This window comes from Vibrio sp. 1978 (assembly GCF_033344345.1).
In genome coordinates, this window is the sequence record NZ_JAWPOP010000732.1 from 1 (window position 1) to 595 (window position 595).

1 protein-coding gene is annotated in these 595 nt (G+C 47.4%); it reads right to left on the reverse strand.

Annotation, left to right across the window (positions count from 1 at the left end):
* Nucleotides 1-341, reverse strand: a 341-nt coding sequence (locus R8N49_RS28805; RefSeq protein ID WP_318190658.1) for a DUF4124 domain-containing protein, incomplete at its 3' end; no start/stop codon positions are given.
* Between the last annotated feature and the right edge of the window lie 254 nt (nucleotides 342-595).

The following is a 595-nucleotide window of genomic DNA, read 5'->3' on the forward strand; positions in this document are numbered from 1 at the left end:
TTGATCAAGCCACGATTACTACGAATGGTTTCATTGTGTTGAGGTGTGAGCATCGCCAGCTGCAAAGGTTGAGGCTTATCCGATTTCTTTTCTAGCTCTTCTTCTGGCTCGGGGGCTGCTTTGGCTTGTGGCGCAAGTGATTCAGTGCTCTCGACTTCTGGTGCTGGTGCACTGGCTTCAAGATTGGGCAATGCGATGGTCTTCGCGCCTTGGTTTGGGGTGTCACTGAAGTGCACTACGCCGTTTTCGTCTACCCAAGTGTAAGCGACCTGAGCCGAGGCTACAGAGGCCAGTAGCGTGCCGCTGAGTACACATAGCGATGGAATAAGCTGAACTTTCATGGCTCACCTTCTTTTGATCGATGATTTCACGTTTCAATGGCTTAGACCTTTGACCTACAAGGTAAAAATAGCCCAAGCGTATTTTTATTATCCCCTCATGTTAAACGGCGAATCTTGACTGACGAATACAAAAAAGGCCCGCCTGCGAGGCGAGCCTAATATTTTGTTACTGTGTTTACATTTTACACAGTTTGAACCTTATACAGAGTAGTAAAGTTCGAACTCAAGTGGGTGAGTTGCCATGTTGATGCGCT